This window comes from Qipengyuania profundimaris (assembly GCF_030717945.1).
Lineage (GTDB): Bacteria > Pseudomonadota > Alphaproteobacteria > Sphingomonadales > Sphingomonadaceae > Qipengyuania > Qipengyuania profundimaris.
Map to the genome: position 1 here is coordinate 926,773 of NZ_JAVAIM010000001.1, position 19,474 is coordinate 946,246.

The window sequence follows — 19,474 nt, forward strand, 5'->3', positions numbered from 1 at the left end:
CTCTCAAATCTGATCGTCACGATGCTGCTGCTGGGTGGGTGTAACGAGACTCTTCAGAAGGCATCCTTCGACTACACGGGCAATCCCATCGTGCGGGACCGTTTTACCGCCGATCCTGCCCCATTGGTCGTGGGCGACACGCTCTATCTTTATGTTGGCCACGACGAAGCTTCCGGCGATCAGATGTTCAACATCACCGAATGGCTGGCCTATTCGACCCGCGACATGCGTGAATGGACGGCTCATGGTCCGGTCATGGCGCCGACCGATTTTTCGTGGGCAATCCGCGACGCCTGGGCGAGCCAGGTGCATGAGAAGAACGGCAGATACTGGTTCTATACCGCGGTTGAACACGATCCTGCGCAGGGCTCGCGCGGCAAGGCGATCGGGGTCGCAGTTGCGGACAATCCGCTGGGACCGTTCCGCGACGCCAAGGGCAGTGCGCTCGTCCGCAACGAGGACACGGACGGCCCGCACCACTGGGACGATATAGACCCGACCGTCTGGACCGATCCGGATGGACAAAGCTGGCTGATTTGGGGCAACGGCAATTGCTATATCGCGCCTCTGTCCGAAGACATGATCAGTTTCTCAGGGCCGATCAGAACCATCGAACTGCCGGACTTCGAAGAAGGACCATGGGTCTTCAAACGCGGTGATCTGTATTATCTGATTTATGCCAGTCGCGACGAAGCGATCCATCCGGATGAGCGAATTTCCTACGCGACGGCGCCCGCCATTGCCGGCCCCTGGACGTGGAGGGGCGAGGTGACCGGACCGGCAGCGAACAGTTTCACAATCCATCCCGGTGTCGCGCAGTTCAAAGATGAGTGGTACCTGTTCTACCACATCGGCACCTTGAATATCGGCGACCAAGCCGGCGGGCTGGGTCGCAGGGCGGTCGCCGTCGAACGGCTACGATTCGACGGCGAGGGAAGGATTCTGCCAGTCGCACAAACACAAGCGGGAATCCTTCGCCCCTAGCCCATCACCAGTTTTACACTGTACCATACTCGATGCGGGCGATGGGAAGCTGCGCCGGCCCGTAAGGATATTTCGCAGCCAGCTTCTCGTCGATACCGGCTCCATGACCGGGCGCTTTACCGCAGTCGAGTGTTCCGGCGGATATTCTGGTCCAGGCGTTGCGAACTTGCGCGGCCAAGCTGTCCGCCCGCTAGACCGGGATGTCTATTTTCACCACTGCGCCATTCTGATCGGCACTGGCATAGCACGCTTCCATGATGCGCATGTCGCGCAGGCCCATTTCGCCTGGCGTGCGCAGTTCCATCGCGCCGCGTGCTGCCAGAGAGAAACCGTCAACCTGCGCAGCGAACTGGCTCATCGCATCGCCTGCCTGATAGGTGCGCGGGGCCGAGCCGCCGCTCTCCAATGTAATCTGGTTGAACCCGTAAGTCGTCGCAGGCTGCAGTTCGACACTGGCCTCGCTCCCGAAAAAGCGCTGGCGCGAAACGTAGGGGCTCCAGCAATAGGAAGACGATCCCTGTAGGTTGATCCCGCTCGCCATGGTCAGGCGGTAATCGATGGCGCCTTCGACCTCGGTAAAGCGAGGGTCGCCCTCTGGCGTGGCATAGGCCGCCGACACCCCTGTCACCCGGTCGCCCGGAAGCATCATCAGCGAAGTGTTGATGCCGTAGATGCCGATATCCCACAGCGAGCCTCCGCCGCCCAGAGCCTTCTCGAGACGCCATTTGTGCGGCGGGTAGTCGGGATTGGCGGAAAAGCCGTGCTCGGCCGAGATGAAGCGCATCGTCCCGAGCGTGCCGCCGCGCACCTGGCCCAGGACATGGACATTGTTCGGTTCGAAATGGACGCGGTATGCGACGCCCAGCTTGCGCTGCGCTTCGGCTGCCGCGCGGACCATGGCTTCGGCTTCCTTCGCGCTCGTGGCCATCGGCTTTTCGCACAGCACATGCTTGCCTGCTTTAAGCGCGCGGATGGTATATTCGGCATGCAGACCCACCGGGAGGACGATATAGACGCAGTCGATCTCCGGATCTTCGGCGATGGAGTCGAAACTGGAGTAGTCATAATGACGCCCGACACCGTACCGCTCGCCCAAAGTCTGCGCCTTGTCCGAATTGCCCGACACGAAAGCGGTCATGCGCGAATGGCGCGCATTGGCGAAACCGGGAATGACCTGTCCCACGCCGAATGTGCCGAGACCGACTATCGCCCAGCCCATCCGCTTGCGGGGCTCTTCGGGGAGGTCGGGATTGCCCATCAGCGGCTGACCTTCGGCGGTCTGCGCGGCCGCGCTACCCGCTGCGAACAGTGCTGCGGCGCTGGCCCCTCCGACCAGTGTCTCGCGCCGTGTGGGATGTCTGCGCTTGCCGGTCTTCTCCATAATGCCTTGTCCTTCGATGCCCTCCAAACCGCTATGGCAAACATCGAGGCGGGTGACTAGGATAGCGGGGCCGAGGAAGAGGGGGACGGAAGATCGCTGAGCAGGCCGGATTGCTGGGCGGTATCGAAGCGGGCGGGACCAAGTTCGTGCTCGCGGCTGGCAGATCGCCCGCCGATATCGCCGCGCGCCACGTCATTCCTACGGGCGATCCTGCAAATACCTTGCGGGAAGCGGCAGACTGGTTCCGCGCGCAAGGCGCTCTCGCATCGCTCGGCATAGCCAGCTTCGGTCCGGTAGATCTTGACCCTGGATCGCTCACATGGGGCTATATCACCTCGACGCCAAAGCCGGGCTGGAGGAATTGCGATATTGCCGGTTTCTTCGCCAAAACGCTGTCCTGCCCGGTCGGCTTCGATACCGATGTCAATGCTGCTGCGCTCGCAGAATGGCGCGCGAGGGGAGCTTCGCGGCAGGCCTCGCTGGCCTATGTGACCGTGGGAACGGGTATTGGCGGCGGCGTGGTTGCAGGTGGCGAGATTTTCGGCAGGCCCACCCATCCCGAGGTCGGACATATCCGCGTGGCACGGCATGAAGACGATGGAGAGTTCGCAGGCAGCTGCCCCTATCATGGCGATTGCTTGGAGGGGCTTGTCAGCGGCCCTGCCATTGTGGCGCGCTGGGGCAGACGGCTCGATGAGTTGCAGGACGAAGGCACGCGGGAGGTGGTGGCCCATTACCTTGGCCAGCTATGCTTGGCGATGTTCTCGTTCTCGGCAGTGGAGCGAGTGGTGATGGGCGGCGGGGTCATGGAAACCCCGGGCCTGCTCGAACGTGTCCGCGATAGTTTCGCAAAGCTCGACAATTGCTACCTGCCCGGTGGGGTCGACAGGAAGATAGAAGGTCCCGCGCTTGGCGAGCGTTCGGGCATTACCGGAGCGCTGGTGTTGGCCGAAAACGCCCTCTCGCAGCAGGACGATTAATCGCTGCCACCCTCATATTGTTGGCGCCATTCGCGCGCTCCCGATTGCGACTGCTGCCTGATCCTCGGCACTTCTATCTCCGCTGCCGGGTCGAGCGCGACCGACAGATAGTCCGCCACAGCTGCCACTGCATCCGTGGGAGAGGCGACCACATCTTCGTACCACAGTACTAGTGGCGTGATCCCCATCTCACGGCACATCTGCGCCCATGCTTCGTCCTGCGCAGCGAGTTCGCGGCGGGCCCGATTCACCATATGTGCCGAATAGATAGGATCTGGGTCTTCCCCGTGTTCCTGCTCCGCGCGCCAGATCCCCGAGAGGCTTGCTCGGGCCAAAGAGATTGCGTGCGCGATTTCGTCTCTGCGTCGCAATTGCACCACCCGGCTTCCGTGTCCTTTCCCGAGAAGGAAGCGCATGGTTCTTGTGAGAAGCGAAGGGTTCTGGCTGCCCAAGACCTCCATCTGGAGCGGGAAGGCCTTCATCCCGAAAATGCCGTTGGGCGAGGTCCGGTGTGCGACGACATGCTCCCAGACAGCAGCCTGCCGGTCCGGCAAGCCGTTAGCCGAGCCGAAGGGGCCGGTGGCTTCGAAGTTCAGATATTCCAGCGGAGCTCCGAGGCAGCCTGTCTGCCATAGCAGATGGCTTAGGAATGTGCTGCCGCTTCTAGGCGTTGTCGCGAGCAAATAGGGTTTGGGTCGACCTTCATAAAGTGGCCAATCCAGCGTCTTTTCATAACCGGTCACAATAGGGCTCATCGAATCCCTTCATAGTGGGCCGTAGCCGTCCGCGCACCCTCTGTAATTTGGCTCGTTCCCAGAGTAGGTTGCAGCACCACCGGCACCGGACAGTCGGCAATCGGCCCCAAAGCGGGCATTGTCAAAATAGCTTGTTAAGCAACCCTGGTTCGCTAGCCTCAGCCTTGCCCTGGTCTCTGCTATGGATAGACCGTGTTTATCTCCCCCGACCTTGTTGGCGCCTCAGATATTCAAGTTCTGCGAGTGACAAGCCCGCGTTCGGCTCGATAGCGTCTGCAGTTTCAGCAGCTTGTGTCGCCTCTGCGGCCTCTCGCACTGCCTTTTCCGCCAAAGCGCGTTTTCGAGCATCCCTGTCAAGCGTCGCCATTGCCGTGCGAAAGCTTTCCGCGAACAGTCGGTTTCGTTCAATTGCCTCCTTGAAGGCTTTCTGAAGAGATTCCAGAATCCCTTTCTCTTCGGAAACCTTCACCTCGACCTGCTTCGTAACATGCTCACTGATCGTTCGTGCGATCTCCCTGACCTTTCTCAATGCCGGCGCAATGAGCTTTGCCAGCTCACTGCCACGCCCTGATTTTGTTCGAAGACCGAAGCTTCCGTCGGGCTTTTCTGCGTAGAAGAGTTCCCCGGTGACAATGTTATGGATGCCAGCTTCAAAGGCCTCAGCGAACTTCTCCCGCTTCTCAACCTCCAGCCTTCTTTCTTCGAGCAGATTTTCTTCTTCTCGCCTAGCGGCATCACGCTGCTCCGCTTCGACCTCTCGAGCTAGGAGAGCTGCGTCTCTAGTTTCCAGTTGATCAGCCTTGGACTCTTGAGTTCGATGTCTCTGTTGAGCTTTCTTATAATTTGCCGCCAGGTCATCTCGCGCGCGATCCAGTTGTCTCCGTTCTTCGGCGAGCTCCCTCACAACATTCTGTTGTTGCAACGCCTGATCGTCGAGCTGGGCTTCACGCCGCTTCAACTCTCCTTCTCGACTGTCCAGATCCATCTCCCGCTCGAGGTTTTCGGAGCGCTCCTCGCGAGCTTTACTGGTTTCCTTCTTAAGTCCGAGCTTGAGGTCTTTCAGTTCGTCTATTCGTTGCTCCTCGGCAAGTTTGTGGTCCGGGCCTGGCCTCACCTTCTTTTCGCCCCGCCTCACACCCTCCAGCTTCATCGTGTCCCGGAGATACTCGAAGAATTCGGTCTGAAGTGCCCTACCGTAACCATGGGGGACTGTTGGCTCACCATGCTTCTCCGCGAGAGCCCTGAGATGTCTCGTGGACGAGGTAGCCGGTCTGGACGTGTGCTTCGTAACCTTCACGTATGTCGGTGCGACGAACACATCGACCACGTGCTGGTTTTTCTCGTCCCTGTCGATCCGGTCCGCGAATACCGAGTTCTCACCGAAAACATCACGGCAGAACGAGATGGCATGATCGAGCATCAGGTCAGGGTCGTACTCATCGACCAAAACCTTGGGAAACTGGATTAAAATATGCATTGCCAAGGTGGTGTTTTTCTGAACGAGCAACCCTTCGACATGCTTGTCGTACAGATCGACAACATCCAAGCCGCTCCTCGTCAGCGCCTTAGCGTCTCGGATAGACCGCTCCTTTCCGCTCTTGTCGAGACGCATGCCATGCCTCTCTGCGGCCCTCAAATCGGCCCTCGTCTTCAGCTGCCGGATTCGTGCCGCCCCCGCAAATCCCTTCACACTGCTAGCCATTAACAAACCTCTTTTGCGTTGAGGTTTCATTATAGAGGGGTGGCCACCCAATCTGGGCGGCACCCCTCAGAAAGTTGGGTGGAGGAAAAAGAAGAACATGCTCTTCTTTTTTCGCGTTGTGAAAAAAGGCATGCTGGGCGAGCCCCAGACCCCGTCGCCGAATTTCGGCCACCTTGAGGCAGCTCTCGAATCGGCAAAGCATGAACCCACTGGCTACAATCCAGCGACATTCATGCTGAAGAAGCTCGGTGAAGACCCGAGCCGTAACAGGGCTTCACATTAGCCAGCGGCCCATGCTCCACCCTCATCATTCGCGACCGGAGCGTCGCGCGTCCTGAACGACTTCGGATCCCAGGAAATGTTCGCTTCGAGCCCGGAGGCGTGGGAGGAAAACGAAAACCAGAATCCTTACTGCCACCGCATACGACGGCCATGAAACTCGCACCAAAAGGCTATGACCGTGAATGGCGCGGGAACGGCTACCCTACCTTTTCCTGTTCGTGTCTATCCTCCGGAATGGCAGGCTCCAAGTGAGTGCGCACGGCGTGCCTAGTGTCCACTACGAGCGCGCATTACTGAAGGGCAGCATCTGGGCCGATTTTGGACCGTCCGCATTCGGTAAGAAGACTGTTGAAGCGGACGTTCAGCTTCCGACCCGATTGCCGGATCAGCCTAGACGCGTGAACGGTGTTGCACCCTTTCACAGAGGTGAGTGTCACCATCGACGCCTAGACCTGCGATAATCTCGCCCTCGAAAGTAAGTATCTTCGAGAAAATTTGGTGTTTATCTTTGGCTACCGCGATCAGCGTTTCCGACACTGCGCTAACTCCGAACCAGTGACTTAGCCGTTAATAACTCGAAATATGCTGAAAATCAGCAGCCCATCATCGTGTCTGCAAAAGATAATCGTCCCCTGCTGGTGTATACATTTTGAACAATGGCATATTTCTCAAGGCCGGGGCCGGTACTGAACAAGCAGCTCGCGACCTCCGCAACGAAAAAAGACGTTCGTCGGGCGATAAACTTTGTATCTCCTGAAATGTTCTTACCAAGCACTCCAAGAAAGGTTTTTTACAAAGAGAGGGACCTTGACCGTTTCACGTCTCGTTGATCAAAATTTAGCATCAATCTCGGTCGCATCGTTTATTCGAAATTTTCAGTATGGTTAAAATTCGAGCGTAAGTGCATCCGATCGACGGTTTGCTTTGTAGCTCCCCCGCACCGCATCCGGAAACGACCGGCTCGGGCTTCGGGAGAAAGCGCTATGCACAAATGTCCCAATTGCGGCGAGGCACTGGAAGAATTTAAGCCATTGGCGTTCGGCAATATCGTCTTGATCGATACAGGAGTCATTCTGTTCGAGCGAGAACGCATCTCGTTACCCCGGTGCCAGCACGATTTGATTGATTCCTTGGTCCGTGCCGAAGGCCGGGCGCTGAGCACCGCCCACCTTGCAGGATGCTTGGGCGGCGAAATCTTCGATCAGTCCATCGCCGTCTATATTGGGCGCGCCCGGTCCATGTTGCGAACCATCGACTCCGATTTCGACCAGATCGAATGCGTGCGCGGTTTCGGGGCGTATAAGTGGATATGGAAAGCGCCCGCCGCCCCGCGCAGTAGCGGCCAGCCTTCCTGTCAGGCGGGCAGGATACCCACGCGCGAGACGATCCAGTAAACGGATGCCGCGGCAATGACGGCTGCAAGCACCAGCCGCACCGGCTTGTAGGCGGATCGACTTTCGAGCCAAAACAGAACCGGCACGAACAGCGCTAGCAACGCGACTTGGACGATCTCGATCCCGACGTTGAAGCCCGCCAGCGTGGCGATGCTTCGGCCCAGTTCGGCTTCGGTCTGCTGTATGAAGCCGGCAAAACCCAGCCCGTGGATCAGCCCGAAGAAGACCGCCACGACCAGCTCGCGCCCCGCGAACAGCGGACGGATTGCGTGGGCCGCAGTTATGAGGACGGTGAAGGCGATGGCCGGTTCGACCAGCGACGAGGGCAATGTCAGCCCGCTCGAAGCGACACCGACAAGCGTGAGTGAATGGCCGATCGTGAAACCGGTTGCCACAATAACCAGCGAGCGGAGCGACCCCCGCTTGTCGCGAACGGAGGCCCAGCGCCCGTTCCTCGCAATCAGGGGTGCGGCAAGTAGCAGGGCAGCTAGAAACGCCAGATGGTCAAGCCCACCGAGGATATGGTCGATCCCCAACCGCATTGCCGATCCGAAACGCATGGCGAAACCGGCTTCGGCATAAGCGACCTTGATCCGAGTATCGCCCTGACGCAGCATGCCGACAAGTTCGGGCGAGCGCCCATCGCCGAAGCGGTCGACCAGGATGGTGGCGAAATGGTCAGCGGTCTCATCCAAGACAGGCGACCAATTCAGCAAAAACGGCTCGCTCGCCGCTTCGGGCGGGGCAATAAAGATCATCGTGGCCAGAAGGTCCCGCGGGCCGGCCACGGTCGCGAAGCGCAGGTTTTCGATCCGTTCGTTCCAGACCTGCCCCGATAATCCGGTCACGGCCGCCCGATCGGCGAGATAGCTGCGCGCCTGTTCGAGCGCACCTGCATCGTTGCTGGCGACATTCCCCGATGCGTAGGCATATTCGCTGGCGGGAATGATGATTTCCGCAACGACATGCCGATCCCGCATGTGGAGCGTCACTTGGCTGTCGGGCGAGACATGGGCGAAGGCAGTGGACGCGAATGCGCCCAGCCATGCCGACAGTCCCAGCGTTACCAGTAAAAGCCGCAATCTCATCCGTGTGCGAACCAGATCATCGCGGCCTGCGGCGTCGATATCTTGGGGTTGAGTTCCAGCGCCCGGGCCCGGGCGTCCGCAGCGGCGGACATATCGCCCAGCGCATCTTCGCTGCGGGCCAGTTCTACATACAGGAGCGCACTCCGCCAACCGCCCTTCTGCGCAGCGAGCAGTTCGCGGCGCGCATCGGCGAAACGCCCATTCGCATTCAGCGCTTTGGCCAGCAGGATGCGCGCCTCGCCGTAGGGGCGAGCCGCAGCATTCCGGCGCGCCATGTCGAGCGCCTCGGTCGCATCGCCAAAGGCCAGTTCGTGTTCGGCGGCATGAGCCATCGTGGCGAATGGCGACAGGGCGAGGCGGCGTTGCCATTCCGCCTTTGCTCGACCGGACCATGCCAGCGATTTTGCGCGGTCGCCTTCGCGGCGATAAGCCATGGCGAGCGCATCCATCGCTTCGGGTGCGCCGGATTGTTCGACTGCATTTTCCCACAAAGCGACAGCCTCGCCGGTTCGCCCGGCAATAAGCGCCGCTTGACCGGCGTAGAGCTGCGTCTTCCAGTAACCGGGGAGGAGCTTTTCAGCCCGGCCGTACCATTCGCTCGCTTTGCGATAGCGGCCCCTCGCCATTTCGATGGCCCCGATCTGCAGGGCGAGGTCGGCCAGCGTTCGCGGCGTGCGCAGCGCATCGGCCCGCCCCGCTTCGGTGAGGTGGCCGATGGCCGTGTCGAAATCGCCCTGCGCCTTGGCAAGGATGGCTTTCCGGGCGATCGTACCCGGTCCGGGCTCGATGCGCGCGGCCTCGTCATAGGACGTGGCAGCGCTCGCCATGTCGCCCGTGTAAAACGCGATGTCGCCCCGCAGCGAAATTGCCGCGGCCCGTTCGCCGCGGGATAGTTTGACGACCTGCGCATCGAATGCGGCGAGACTTGTTCTCGCTAGATCGAGGTCGTGGACGGACATTGCCCATTCCGCCGATGTCAGATTGGGTCCGGACCCCCGCGGCGCTGCATCGCGTCCTGCCGCCAGTTGCTGCCCGGCCTCGACCAGCGCATCAAAATCGCCCGCCGCCCCGTAGGATTGTGACAGCGCGCGTGAGAGGACCTGACGGGATAGCCAGGAAGTGGGATTTCGCTCGACCATTTCGCGCGCGAGGGCGATCTGACGATCGGTCGCGGCGCTGGCATCTTCTTGGCTCGCCGAGCCGAAACCCGCCGCTGGAAGGGTGGCGGCCATGAGCCCGGTGGATGCAGGCGCGCTGCTTCGCTGCACGACCTCGGCCGCGACGATGCCGCCGACGGCCAGTACGGGCAAGGCAAGCGAAAGCAGCCAGCGCGGCATGAAGATCTCCAGGATTGAAAGGGGTACGGGACTTCGAAAGGATGGAGCCCCGTACTCCAAGTTATGATCCTATTCCGGCTTGGCGCAGGGCGTCAGTCCGGCATCGAGCAAGTCATCGGCGAGGGCATTGGTCAGCCCTGTCAACTGTTCGGTCAATTCGGGCACGAAGGTCCCCGCGGCATCGTCTGCCGGGTTCGCATCGTTATAGGCCGTCTTGGTTTCCGACCCGATCAGCGCGGTCGCAACTGCCGGCATGCCCATACGGTCAACCCGCACATAGGCGGACGGTGCATCGGTGCGGAAGTTGAAGCTGTTGCCCGTCGCCGTCGTGACCGGCGGCGAACCCTGCGGCGGCGCAAGGAACGGGAAACCGCTTCGGAACGACACGTCGTTGGCTGGCGGGTTGAGCGGGATTCCAGCGAGAGTGGTGGGCGAATGAACGCTGAGATCGAGGAAAATCACCGCCAGGGTCACGTCGATGACCGGATCGGTCAGCAACCGCCCGTTGGGGAAGCCCGCCGTTGCGGAAAGGTTCAGCGTGAGCGTATCGGGGATGATCAAATCCGCCACCGACGTTCCCGGTGCGACTTCCTGCTGGAGGCAAGAGGCGACATCGTAGGTCGTCTCGCCTTCGGTCGGGGGCGGCGTTTCCGTTGGCATCGGGGTGGGCATCACCTCCGGATCATCGTCGTCGAAGCAGCCCGAAACGCCAAGCGCGCCGAGGACGAGCGGTGCCGCCAGCAGGAGCCGGCGTTTGAAAGTATGGTCGGTCATCACAGCTGCCCTCCGAAACGCGAGGTGGTTGCCCAGATATCGATTGGGTGATCTCCGTTCGCGATCCTGTCGCGCGGGATACTGAGCACCACCGCGGTCAGGTTTTGGCCGGCAAAGAAGTCGCGGTTAGGATCGAACATAAGGGTGCCCGTGGCGGCAGTATCCTTGAACCCTTCGAGATCGAAGAAGAACGGATCGTCAAACAGGCCCGCGCGCGCCATCACGCCGTCGGCGGTCAGGGTCGTTTCGACCGAGCCCTGGATCGGGCCGGTCGTGCCGGGCACGCCGGTTACCTGCAAGCCGTATTCGTTGCTGCCCGCGCCGGCGCCGAAGCGGATGCGGATCGGGAATTCGGCATTCGTCCGGTCGCCCGCATTCGATACGTTGATGGTATAGAGCACGTCGCGGTCGTAGGTGGCCGGTTCGCTAGTCGCCTGCGGTCCGGCGAAGGTGAGGATCATGTTGACCTTGTCGGCGGTGTGCCATGCATAGATATCGGCGATATCGGCTGCGCGGTCGGGAGTTGCGTCCTGCGCGGGATCGGTCCGCGCGGGTGGGTCGAGGTGGTCCGCCGCGTCAAGACCGAGACCGGGCAGGAAGGCCGCGGCCCCGGCTGCCAGTGCCAGTCCGCCGACGGCGACTGCGATTGGATTCCTGCTTTTCATGATACTCCCCGCTGTTGGATGCGTGAAATTCTACGGCGCGGAGGGTCGTATTGCCCGTGGAACCATCCGCATAAGCGGTCTTGCAGGGCCAACTTACAATTCGATAACACTTTGAGCGGTTTAGCGAAAAATTAAGGGCGGAAAGCCGAAGCTTAAATACTCCGATGTAGGTGCTTTACGGGAATTTCCTGTACGTGCAGACAGCTTTGAATGATCCGCCCTTAGGTGAGGTCGAGTTCATTCGTTCGCAAAAAAGCAGTTTGAACCTTTATCGTTTTTCAATGGGTTGGATTGGGATGGCCGCTGGTCCGCCATCCAACCCCATTCGCCGACGTCCAAGGATCGCCCAGAATGACCCAGAAGCGGACATCGCTGTGGTCTATCGACTATGTCCGCTTTCGGGGGCCGTAGGCGATCGACCGAGAGACCGAGAAGAGGGCGCGAAGCAGACGAAGATGATAGCACAGAGCGCATCGCCATTATCGATGCGCTCACTAATAGGATTGAGACGACGCTTCGATTGAAGGGTGGCTGACGCCGGAAGGTGAAAATTCCACCTGAGGTGTGCAGACTTGCAGCCAGCTGCGCGCCGCCTTTGAGAATCCTCATGTCATTGAAGAATATTAATCGCGAGGTCGCCTACACTCGCGCCATTTACATTTGCCAGAACCTGGCCAGGCTGACCGTCTATGAACTGATCGGCGGTCAGATCCTCTTACCGAATGAAGAGGAGGGCGCGGCATTGCGACCGAGCCCTCTGGTGCTTCTGCCCGTTGTAGACGAGCCATCGGCAGGTGCCGTGGAAGCGGTCGCAAGGATCGAGACGACCTTCTTGGCCGTAAAGTCGACCCGCGATACCGCTGGTAGCCAGCAGGTCGAATTTACGGTCCTTGTCCCGACGAACGGCAAAACCACGCGCCATGGCAATCTGCGCGCGTGGGCTGATAGGGAGCACCGCATCTTCCTCGTGCCTGATGCCGAAGGCAACGAGGACACCGCAGCTTGCTATGAGTTCGACAAGGGTCTCCGCAAAGCTACGCAGCCGTGGAAGGAGAAAGCCGATCTCGAACGCGGACTGGAGCTGGCCAGGATGTTGCTTCTGGCAACCGATGGAGAAGGTGCCGATAACCGTCACCGCTGAACCGTTAAGAGAACAAGTGTCTCGGCGGTAAGGCCGAGTAGAATATGAAATTAAGTGGGGAGCGCGCGCTCGGCCAGAGCGATCTCCCACCAAGGATCATCCAACATGAATATGATTACTGTGCAACGCCCTCTCGAGGGCGAACCTTTGCTGCCGCATCCTGCCTACAGGACCTGCAGGACGCTTAGCCGGGTGGCCGCCTTCCTGAGCGCGACCGGACTTTCGCGCGACAGCGTAGAGATGGGATGTCCCTCGAAGGAGGGATTCTACGCCGACCAGGAAGCAGGCGTGGTGGTCACTGCCACATCCTGCGGCCGGCCGCTGTTCTTCGCCGAGTGCGAAGCGCTGGCCCAGTTCCTGCAGATGGACCTTGTGCTGATGCGGTTCGATCCGCTCCTGGGCGCGTCGTTCGACGTGTTGATGGCAGGGAGCCAGAACTGGCTCTGCGACTTCGTCGCCTGGCGCCGTAATGGCGGCGACATTTGGCTGGTGCCCAAGCAGGCATCGGGTCCGTTCTTCAGTCTCACCAAGGAAGGACTCGATGCCTATGAAGCTGCACCCTATTCGAACGGCTCCGAGCGCTACGCCGGGATCATGCGCGCCATCGAGCGCCCCTCCTTCGACGGAGGGTTCTAATCATGGCTCAGATCACCTCCAACGATCTCGCACCTTCCGAAGATACGGCTGAACCGCCGAAGACCAAACTGAGCGTGTTCGTACACGACCTTTGCGACGAGCATCCGGATTTCGCCTTCTCGCGCCACTGGTACAAGGGAAAGGAAAACCGGGTCGGTGTGGAGCCCTGGCTCGACAAGAAGCTCTTTCCTGGTGGCAAGAACCAGCTGGGATGCGCGGCCAAGTACGACCTTCTTCTCCCCCCGATGGCTCCGGGAGATCTCGGCAGGTACGGGACCCTCGTTGACCGGTTCGACGACACTCTCCCGCCCTATGAGCAGCACGCGATGGTCCACGTGAAGATCATGCTCGATCCCGCCGAAGCATGGCATGTCGGCTTCGAACGGGTGCGCAGCTACGCGCGTCGTCACTTCGCGCATCGCTTCGCGGTGGTGCTGTTCGCGCACATCCCGAGCCTCTTCGGCCTGAAAGGGCAGGGCAATCACATCCATTGTGCGGTTCTCTCGCGCGAGGTCACCATTAACGGCTTTGGCGGTGCCTGCACCGATCTGTGCAGCGATGGCGGCTATGAAGCTGCGCTTGCCGCCTGGCGCGAACACAAGAAAAGCTGGGTGGATGAAGCAGCATGAGCGAGAAACAGACGGCCAAGCCTTCGGAGGTTCTAGCGGCGCATTTCGCCCGCAAGGGTGAGGAGTCGGTGGCAGAACTGCAGGCGACTGTTGAACGCGCCCGTGAGATGCTCGCAAGCGGCGAGGTTCAGCCGTACGCGGAAGGGGAAAATCCCTTCGAAGTGCCTCCGTTCGACTGGGAGGTCAGTGAACCGAAGACCGATGCTCCACGGCGCATCTATCTTGGGTCAGTCAGCGACCTGGCAACCGGGCAGGGACACACTGTCCATTTTGCCGCGGGGCTGGCTCGTGATGAGGATGAGTTCCGCAGACAGCTGGCGGCCCACATGGGACATGCTCTGGCCAACGGTGCGAAGGTGAACCGGGGTCTCGAAGAGGTCTCCTTCTCAAAGACATTCATCTCGCCGTCCCTCCGTCAGACTCTCGAAAAATTCGACGAGGGCGGGGATGCCCTGGCAGGCTTCTTCTATCTCAGTCGCTGGCACGAGAATCGTAGCTGACCTTATGGGGGCCGGTGCTCGCAAGCGCCGGCCCCTTATTGACGCAAAGACCAGCAATGGCCCCAGAAGATTCAACAAGGATAAACGTTCAATGAAGAACATTTTGAGCCGCAGCGACCGGAACATTGCAATCCTCGACATCGAAGCATGCGCGCTGGGACCAGGAAGCTTCCCGATTGAAATCGGTGTGGCGCTAGTTCGCGGACCTAGCGAGCCTATTGGCGTGGGAGCGAAGCTGATCCGGCCGACTACCGACTGGATCGAGGCCGGCGTGTGGTCGAAATCCTCGGAAGCTGTTCACGGCATTCCGCTCGAGCTCGTGCAGAGAGAAGGGGAAGCCATTGAAGAGGTCTGTGACTGGCTCAACGGGCTGCTCGGCAGCAACACAATCGTAGCTACCGATGCTCCCCGCTACGATCAGGATTGGCTCGACACGCTGTTTGAAGCTGCTGGTCGAGAGCAGCGTTTCAGAGTTTTCGACTTCCAAGTCCTCATGCGCGACTTCAACGCGGATCAGCATCGTCATCTCGCTTATCGGCTTCGTCACGACCGCGTACCTCATCGCGCAGCGGCAGATGCTCTGCGCTTAGCGTCCGTGCTTATGGAAACCTATTGGGGGCACCCGTCGCGATCTGAGCCCCTATCCTTATAGGGCCGACGCCGGCCGCGACAGCTATCAGTTCGTTGGCGTCCTCTTCCATTCACTATTGGACGTCAACAGGAGACGTAGAGGTTACGTTTGAAAGCTGGGCGGTGCTCACCGAGGTACTTTCATGGATTTTTCATGGATTTTTCATGGAAGCGCAGGACATCTCTTCTAAGTGACTGAAAAGATGGTGGGCGCGGCAAGGATTGAACTTGCGACCCCACCCGTGTGAAGGGTGTGCTCTACCACTGAGCTACGCGCCCGCCCGTTCGCGGCGATGATTGCCGGGCAGGGGCGCGCCATTACGCGGCGAATCGCGCTGTGGCAAGCGCCTGCTAGCGTGCAAGCAAGCCGATCAGCGAGGAAAGCCAGCCGGAGGAGGCTTTGTGCTCCCGTTCTGCCGTCAGCGAAGCGGGGCAGTCGAGGCAGTAGGCCTGCATTCCGCGCGTACCCATCAGGCGATCGAGGTCGCCTTCGATACGACCGAGGACAGCCGCGCGGCGGAGTGCGAAGGTCGCCACCACATCGTTGCCCTGGCCGGTCTCGGCATCGTCGGTCAGGAGACTGCGCAGCAGCGTGTCGTAGCCCGTCAATTGAGATCCGAGATAGCGCGCATGCCAGTCGTCGCCGAGTTCGGCCTGCTGCGCGACCCACGCCAGCGCTTCGTCCATCCCGCCATATTGATCGACGAGCCCGATCTGGCGCGCCGTGCCACCGTCCCAGACGCGGCCCTGGCCGATGCGGTCGGCCTGCTCGCGTGTCAGCCCACGTGCAGCGGTTACGCGGTCGAGGAAGTCCTCGTAACCATTCTCGACATTCGCCTGGATCAGCGCGTCGACCTCGGGCGTGAAGCCGCCGATGACGTCCGGCTGGCCAGACAGAGGGCTGGTGCGCACGCCGTCGCTGTTTACGCCGAGGCTGGCGGCGGCCTGCTCGAATGTCGGGATGACGGCGAAGATGCCGATCGATCCGGTGATCGTTTCGGGTTCGGCGAAGATGCGGTCGGCGGGCGTCGACACCCAGTATCCGCCACTCGCCGCTAGGTTGGCCATGGAGACCGCTATCGGAATATCGTTCGCCTTGTGCCGCAGGATCGCATTGCGAATGCGCTCGGACGCCAAGACCGATCCGCCGGGGGAATCCACGCGCACCACGAGGCCCGCGAGGTCATAGGCCAGCGCTTCGTCGAGCAAGTCGGCGATACGGTCGCCGCCGGCCGTGCCGGGGCCTGCCTCGCCATCGACGATTTCGCCCGCGATGGTCACGACACCGATGGGCTTGCCGGGCGTGTCGAGCGGATTGTCCTCCAGCCAGGCCGCCATCTCGGTCGAGGGGAAAGCTCCGGGCTCGTCGCTCCAGTCGTCCGCGCCGACCAGTTCCACGACGCGCTGCTCGAATTCCTGCCGCGTGCCGAGCCGGTCGACCAGCCCCGCCTGCTCGGCCGCGGTCGCCAGATCGCCGCCTGCTGCCTCGATCCAGCCGACCGGGTCGCCGGTGATCCGCTCGATGTCCGCAGCGGGGCGCGCCTTCTTCACATTGGCGAGATATTCCTCCCACAGCGCCCCGTAGAGCTCGCCGTAGTTCTGCCGCGCGGCTTCGGACATGTCGGAGCGGGAATAAGGTTCGACAGCGCTCTTGTATTCGCCGACCTTGTAGACGCGCGCATTGACCTCGAGCCGCTCGAGAAGCTTGCCGTAATAGAGCCGCTCGCCACCCGGCCCCGCGACGACCGCGCCGCCGAGCGGGTCGACCCAGACCTCGCTCGCATGGGCGGCGAGGAGCATCGAATCGTCGGTATAGGCGGTGGCGAAGGCCAGCACCGGTTTCTCCGCCGCGCGCACCCGGTCGAGCGCCGCGCCGATTTCCTGAAGATGAACCTGGCCAGCGCCCAAGAAGCGGTCGAGATCGAGGACCACGGCGGTAATCCGGTCGTCCGTGGCCGCGGCATCGAGGCCGCGTACGAGATCGCGGGCCTGATATTCGGCAATTGGCGCGCTGGTGGCGAGCAGGGCGGCGATGGGATCGACCTCGGAACGTTCCTCCACGATCACGCCGTCGAGATCGAGCACAAGCGCCCCGTCGCGCACGGCGGCAGGGCTTGGCCGGGCGGTCAGGATGGCGAAGAGGGCGGCGAAAAACAGCACCATGAAGACGAGCACCAGCGCGTCTTTCACCCCGACCAGAAACTTCCACACCTTGCCTGCGAAACCCATCGAAACCGTTCTCCTGTTGCGCCCTAGCTAGGCGTGCGGAGCGCGCTTCGCCAGCGATAAGCGCTTGAGCGCGCGATAAGCCTCGACTAAGGGCGTGGCTTCAATGGCATCGACGGAAACTTCGCCCCACGCGGCCCGCTATCCGGCGGGCGCGCAGGCATTCCCGCACCGCGACCTGATCGGCATCGGCCAGCTCAAGCGGCACGAAATCCTCTTCCTTCTCGACGAGGCTGAACAATGGGTGACGCTGAACCGCCAGCCGACCAAGCATAACGACCTTTTGGCTGGGCTGACGGTCATCAATGCCTTCTTCGAGAACAGCACGCGCACACTGCTGAGCTTCGAAATCGCGGGCAAGCGGCTGGGCGCGGATGTGGTCAATATGCATGCCGCGACTTCGAGCGTGAAAAAGGGCGAGACCCTGATCGATACTGCGATCACGCTGAACGCGATGCGCGCAGATGCGATCGTGATCCGCCACGGATCGAGCGGGGCGACGCAGCTGATCGCGGACAAGGTCGATTGCCCGGTACTTAATGCTGGCGACGGGCAGCACGAGCACCCGACGCAAGGCCTGCTCGATGCGCTGGCGCTGCGCCACGCCCTGCGCGAGCGGGGCGAGGCTGCGGACGACTTTACCGGCCTCGTCATCGTCATATGCGGCGATATTCTCCACAGCCGGGTCGCGCGCTCGAACCTGCTGTGCCTCCAGGCGCTGGGGGCGACGGTGCGCCTGTGTGCGCCGCCCGCATTGATGCCCACCGGGATCGAGGCGATGGGGGCCGAGGTCTACCACGATTTCGAAGCTGCACTGGACGGGGCGGACGTGGCAATGATGCTGCGGCTCCAGACCGAGCGGATGAGCGGACAGTTCATTCCCTCGGCGCGCGAATACCATCATCTCTACGGCCTGACGAAGCAGCGGCTGGCGAATGCGAAGCCCGATGCGCTGGTCATGCATCCGGGTCCGATGAACCGCGGGGTCGAGATCGACAGCGAGGTGGCCGACTTGATCGACCGTTCGATCATCACGCGCCAGGTCGAGATGGGCGTTGCCATCCGCATGGCCGCGCTCGATGTGCTGACCCGCCGCGGGCGTGGGGTCGATGGCTGGGGAGCGGCGGCATGAAACAGGCGCGTCCCCTCACCATTACGAACGGACGGATAGCGACTCCGGACGGGATCGCGGATGGCGGCATCCGGCTGGTCGACGGCCTGATCGATGCAGTCGGCGATGTCGCGGCGCAGGATGGCGACGAAACCGTCGATGCGCGCGGCAGGCTAATCGCGCCCGGCCTCGTCGACCTCGGCGTCTTCGCGATCGACAAGCCCGCGTTCCACTTCGGCGGGATCACCCGTGCAGCGCTGATGCCCGACCAGTCGCCGCCGCTCGATCTGCCGAGCCGGGTGTCGTACATCGCCAAGAGCGGCAAGCCAGACCTATGGGTCCACCCGCTCGCCGCCGCGACCCGCGATCTCGCCGGTTCGGAGATCGCCGAAATCGCCCTGATGCGCGAAGCGGGCGCGCGTGCCGTCGCTACCGGGCGCGGCTGGATCGCGGACTCCGGCGCGATGCTGCGCCTGCTGCAATATGCCGCCATGCTCGACATGGTCGTAATCGCCCATGCCGAGGATGCCGCGCTCGTCGGCAGCGGAGTTGCCACCTCCGGCGAAGTTGCAACCCGCCGCGGCCTGCCGAGTGCGCCGCCACAAGCCGAAGCCATCGCCATCGCCCGCGATCTCGCGCTGGCCGAGATGGCCGGAGCGCGGATCCATTTCCGGCAGGTGACCACGCGCGCGGGGCTGGATCTGATCCGCAATGCCAAGGCGCGGGGGGCATCGGTTACCTGCGGCGTGACGCCAGCGCACTTCATGCTCTCCGACCTGGCGACCGTCGACTTCCGCACCTTCGCCCGGCTTTCGCCGCCGCTACGAAGCGAAGACGACCGGCAGGCCGTGCGCGGGGCCATCGCCGACGGCACGATCGACGTCATCGCCAGCGGGCACGATCCGCGTGGCCCGGAAGACAAGCGCTTGCCGTTTTCCGATGCCGAACCGGGCATGGCGGGGGCGGAAACCCTGCTCGCCATGACACTTTCGCTGGTGCGCGACGAGGTGATCGACCTGCCGCGCGCCGTCGCCATGCTGTGCACGGCCCCTGCGAGAATCCTCGGCGTCGAGGCCGGTGTCCTCGAGCTGGGCAAGGAAGCCGACATCGCGATCGTCGATATCGACAAGCCGTGGATCATTCAGAGCGAGAAGATGGCAGCGACCGCCGGTAACACGCCGTTCGACGGACAGCCGACGCAGGGCCGCGTGACCGCACTCTACAAGGACGGCGTCGCAATCGATATTTAGCGCGCAAGA

The 19,474-nt window shown here is 61.6% G+C and carries 19 protein-coding genes and 1 tRNA gene; 11 read left to right on the forward strand and 9 right to left on the reverse strand.

What is annotated here, in order from left to right; genetic code table 11:
• The first annotated feature begins 21 nt into the window (after positions 1 to 21).
• Positions 22 to 984: a family 43 glycosylhydrolase gene (locus tag Q9K02_RS04540; RefSeq protein WP_305931820.1), complete on the forward strand. Its 963-nt coding sequence runs from the start codon at positions 22 to 24 to the stop codon at positions 982 to 984.
• A gap of 190 nt (positions 985 to 1,174) precedes the next feature.
• Here the strand turns inward: Q9K02_RS04540 and Q9K02_RS04545 are convergent, their stop codons facing one another.
• On the reverse strand, positions 1,175 to 2,365 hold the full coding sequence (locus Q9K02_RS04545) for a Gfo/Idh/MocA family protein (RefSeq protein WP_305931821.1): 1,191 nt from the start codon (positions 2,363 to 2,365) through the stop codon (positions 1,175 to 1,177).
• Positions 2,366 to 2,475: 110 nt separating this feature from the next.
• On the opposite strand from Q9K02_RS04545, the gene Q9K02_RS04550 reads away from it, so the two are divergent.
• Positions 2,476 to 3,345, forward strand: coding sequence for an ROK family protein (locus Q9K02_RS04550; RefSeq protein WP_305931822.1), 870 nt, complete (start codon positions 2,476 to 2,478; stop codon positions 3,343 to 3,345).
• Here the strand turns inward: Q9K02_RS04550 and Q9K02_RS04555 are convergent.
• Together Q9K02_RS04555 and Q9K02_RS04560 are read right to left on the reverse strand one after the other, a co-directional pair.
• On the reverse strand, positions 3,342 to 4,088 hold the full coding sequence (locus Q9K02_RS04555) for a Stf0 family sulfotransferase (RefSeq protein ID WP_305931823.1): 747 nt from the start codon (positions 4,086 to 4,088) through the stop codon (positions 3,342 to 3,344). The two genes, Q9K02_RS04550 and Q9K02_RS04555, sit on opposite strands and share 4 nt — an antisense overlap.
• A 208-nt stretch (positions 4,089 to 4,296) precedes the next feature.
• Positions 4,297 to 5,802, reverse strand: coding sequence for a plasmid recombination protein (locus Q9K02_RS04560; RefSeq protein ID WP_305931824.1), 1,506 nt, complete (start codon positions 5,800 to 5,802; stop codon positions 4,297 to 4,299).
• 97 nt (positions 5,803 to 5,899) lie between these two features.
• Here Q9K02_RS04560 and Q9K02_RS04565 point away from each other — a divergent pair, with 97 nt between their 5' ends.
• Both Q9K02_RS04565 and Q9K02_RS04570 read left to right on the forward strand, forming a co-directional pair.
• Positions 5,900 to 6,085, forward strand: coding sequence for a hypothetical protein (locus tag Q9K02_RS04565; protein WP_305931825.1), 186 nt, complete (start codon positions 5,900 to 5,902; stop codon positions 6,083 to 6,085).
• A 982-nt stretch (positions 6,086 to 7,067) separates the two neighbouring features.
• Positions 7,068 to 7,478, forward strand: coding sequence for a winged helix-turn-helix domain-containing protein (locus tag Q9K02_RS04570; RefSeq protein WP_305931826.1), 411 nt, complete (start codon positions 7,068 to 7,070; stop codon positions 7,476 to 7,478).
• On the opposite strand, the gene Q9K02_RS04575 is transcribed toward Q9K02_RS04570, so the two are convergent.
• From Q9K02_RS04575 to Q9K02_RS04590, 4 genes are all read right to left on the reverse strand, one after another.
• Positions 7,439 to 8,566 (reverse strand): HupE/UreJ family protein, encoded by a 1,128-nt coding sequence (locus Q9K02_RS04575; RefSeq protein ID WP_305931827.1) that lies wholly within the window; start codon positions 8,564 to 8,566, stop codon positions 7,439 to 7,441. The two genes, Q9K02_RS04570 and Q9K02_RS04575, sit on opposite strands and share 40 nt — an antisense overlap.
• The gene (locus Q9K02_RS04580) at positions 8,563 to 9,903 is read right to left on the reverse strand and encodes a tetratricopeptide repeat protein (RefSeq protein WP_305931828.1); all 1,341 of its coding nucleotides are present in this window, start codon (positions 9,901 to 9,903) and stop codon (positions 8,563 to 8,565) included. Before Q9K02_RS04580 ends, Q9K02_RS04575 begins: the two co-directional genes overlap by 4 nt.
• Before the next feature lie 69 nt (positions 9,904 to 9,972).
• Entirely contained in the window at positions 9,973 to 10,677 is a 705-nt protein-coding gene (locus tag Q9K02_RS04585; protein WP_305931829.1) for a DUF4331 family protein, read from the reverse strand.
• Entirely contained in the window at positions 10,677 to 11,342 is a 666-nt protein-coding gene (locus tag Q9K02_RS04590; protein WP_305931830.1) for a DUF4331 family protein, read from the reverse strand. Before Q9K02_RS04590 ends, Q9K02_RS04585 begins: the two co-directional genes overlap by 1 nt.
• A 544-nt stretch (positions 11,343 to 11,886) precedes the next feature.
• Between Q9K02_RS04590 and Q9K02_RS04595 the strand changes: the two genes are divergently transcribed.
• From Q9K02_RS04595 to Q9K02_RS04615, 5 genes are all read left to right on the forward strand, one after another.
• Positions 11,887 to 12,483, forward strand: coding sequence for a hypothetical protein (locus Q9K02_RS04595; protein ID WP_305931831.1), 597 nt, complete (start codon positions 11,887 to 11,889; stop codon positions 12,481 to 12,483).
• Between the two features lie 105 nt (positions 12,484 to 12,588).
• A complete protein-coding gene (locus Q9K02_RS04600) occupies positions 12,589 to 13,119 on the forward strand; it encodes a hypothetical protein (RefSeq protein WP_305931832.1) in 531 nt (176 codons plus the stop codon).
• 2 nt (positions 13,120 to 13,121) lie between these two features.
• Positions 13,122 to 13,748, forward strand: coding sequence for a hypothetical protein (locus Q9K02_RS04605; protein ID WP_305931833.1), 627 nt, complete (start codon positions 13,122 to 13,124; stop codon positions 13,746 to 13,748).
• Positions 13,745 to 14,248, forward strand: coding sequence for a hypothetical protein (locus tag Q9K02_RS04610; protein ID WP_305931834.1), 504 nt, complete (start codon positions 13,745 to 13,747; stop codon positions 14,246 to 14,248). The genes Q9K02_RS04605 and Q9K02_RS04610 overlap by 4 nt, the downstream gene beginning before the upstream one ends.
• 91 nt (positions 14,249 to 14,339) lie before the next feature.
• Positions 14,340 to 14,900, forward strand: a complete 561-nt coding sequence (locus Q9K02_RS04615) for a hypothetical protein (protein ID WP_305931835.1) — start codon at positions 14,340 to 14,342, stop codon at positions 14,898 to 14,900.
• Between the two features lie 182 nt (positions 14,901 to 15,082).
• On the opposite strand, the gene Q9K02_RS04620 is transcribed toward Q9K02_RS04615, so the two are convergent.
• Together Q9K02_RS04620 and sppA are read right to left on the reverse strand one after the other, a co-directional pair.
• Positions 15,083 to 15,157 (reverse strand) — tRNA-Val (locus Q9K02_RS04620).
• Positions 15,158 to 15,229: 72 nt separating this feature from the next.
• Positions 15,230 to 17,107: a signal peptide peptidase SppA gene (gene sppA / locus Q9K02_RS04625; RefSeq protein ID WP_305931836.1), complete on the reverse strand. Its 1,878-nt coding sequence runs from the start codon at positions 17,105 to 17,107 to the stop codon at positions 15,230 to 15,232.
• Between the two features lie 103 nt (positions 17,108 to 17,210).
• On the opposite strand from sppA, the gene Q9K02_RS04630 reads away from it, so the two are divergent.
• Both Q9K02_RS04630 and Q9K02_RS04635 read left to right on the forward strand, forming a co-directional pair.
• Positions 17,211 to 18,236: an aspartate carbamoyltransferase catalytic subunit gene (locus Q9K02_RS04630; protein WP_305931837.1), complete on the forward strand. Its 1,026-nt coding sequence runs from the start codon at positions 17,211 to 17,213 to the stop codon at positions 18,234 to 18,236.
• The gene (locus tag Q9K02_RS04635) at positions 18,233 to 19,465 is read left to right on the forward strand and encodes a dihydroorotase (RefSeq protein WP_305931838.1); all 1,233 of its coding nucleotides are present in this window, start codon (positions 18,233 to 18,235) and stop codon (positions 19,463 to 19,465) included. Before Q9K02_RS04630 ends, Q9K02_RS04635 begins: the two co-directional genes overlap by 4 nt.
• The last annotated feature ends 9 nt before the right edge of the window (positions 19,466 to 19,474 follow it).

What these genes read in the sequence shown, in the direction of transcription:
- Q9K02_RS04605 (WP_305931833.1), top strand. Translation starts at nt 13,122, where the DNA reads ATGGCTCAGATCACCTCCAACGATCTCGCACCTTCCGAAGATACGGCT.
- Q9K02_RS04570 (WP_305931826.1), top strand. Translation starts at nt 7,068, where the DNA reads ATGCACAAATGTCCCAATTGCGGCGAGGCACTGGAAGAATTTAAGCCA.
- Q9K02_RS04635 (WP_305931838.1), top strand. Translation starts at nt 18,233, where the DNA reads ATGAAACAGGCGCGTCCCCTCACCATTACGAACGGACGGATAGCGACT.
- Q9K02_RS04545 (WP_305931821.1), bottom strand. Translation starts at nt 2,365, where the DNA reads ATGGAGAAGACCGGCAAGCGCAGACATCCCACACGGCGCGAGACACTG.
- Q9K02_RS04630 (WP_305931837.1), top strand. Translation starts at nt 17,211, where the DNA reads ATGGCATCGACGGAAACTTCGCCCCACGCGGCCCGCTATCCGGCGGGC.
- Q9K02_RS04560 (WP_305931824.1), bottom strand. Translation starts at nt 5,802, where the DNA reads ATGGCTAGCAGTGTGAAGGGATTTGCGGGGGCGGCACGAATCCGGCAG.
- sppA (WP_305931836.1), bottom strand. Translation starts at nt 17,107, where the DNA reads ATGGGTTTCGCAGGCAAGGTGTGGAAGTTTCTGGTCGGGGTGAAAGAC.
- Q9K02_RS04575 (WP_305931827.1), bottom strand. Translation starts at nt 8,566, where the DNA reads ATGAGATTGCGGCTTTTACTGGTAACGCTGGGACTGTCGGCATGGCTG.
- Q9K02_RS04600 (WP_305931832.1), top strand. Translation starts at nt 12,589, where the DNA reads ATGAATATGATTACTGTGCAACGCCCTCTCGAGGGCGAACCTTTGCTG.
- Q9K02_RS04610 (WP_305931834.1), top strand. Translation starts at nt 13,745, where the DNA reads ATGAGCGAGAAACAGACGGCCAAGCCTTCGGAGGTTCTAGCGGCGCAT.
- Q9K02_RS04590 (WP_305931830.1), bottom strand. Translation starts at nt 11,342, where the DNA reads ATGAAAAGCAGGAATCCAATCGCAGTCGCCGTCGGCGGACTGGCACTG.
- Q9K02_RS04540 (WP_305931820.1), top strand. Translation starts at nt 22, where the DNA reads ATGCTGCTGCTGGGTGGGTGTAACGAGACTCTTCAGAAGGCATCCTTC.
- Q9K02_RS04580 (WP_305931828.1), bottom strand. Translation starts at nt 9,903, where the DNA reads ATGCCGCGCTGGCTGCTTTCGCTTGCCTTGCCCGTACTGGCCGTCGGC.
- Q9K02_RS04585 (WP_305931829.1), bottom strand. Translation starts at nt 10,677, where the DNA reads ATGACCGACCATACTTTCAAACGCCGGCTCCTGCTGGCGGCACCGCTC.
- Q9K02_RS04565 (WP_305931825.1), top strand. Translation starts at nt 5,900, where the DNA reads ATGCTCTTCTTTTTTCGCGTTGTGAAAAAAGGCATGCTGGGCGAGCCC.
- Q9K02_RS04615 (WP_305931835.1), top strand. Translation starts at nt 14,340, where the DNA reads ATGAAGAACATTTTGAGCCGCAGCGACCGGAACATTGCAATCCTCGAC.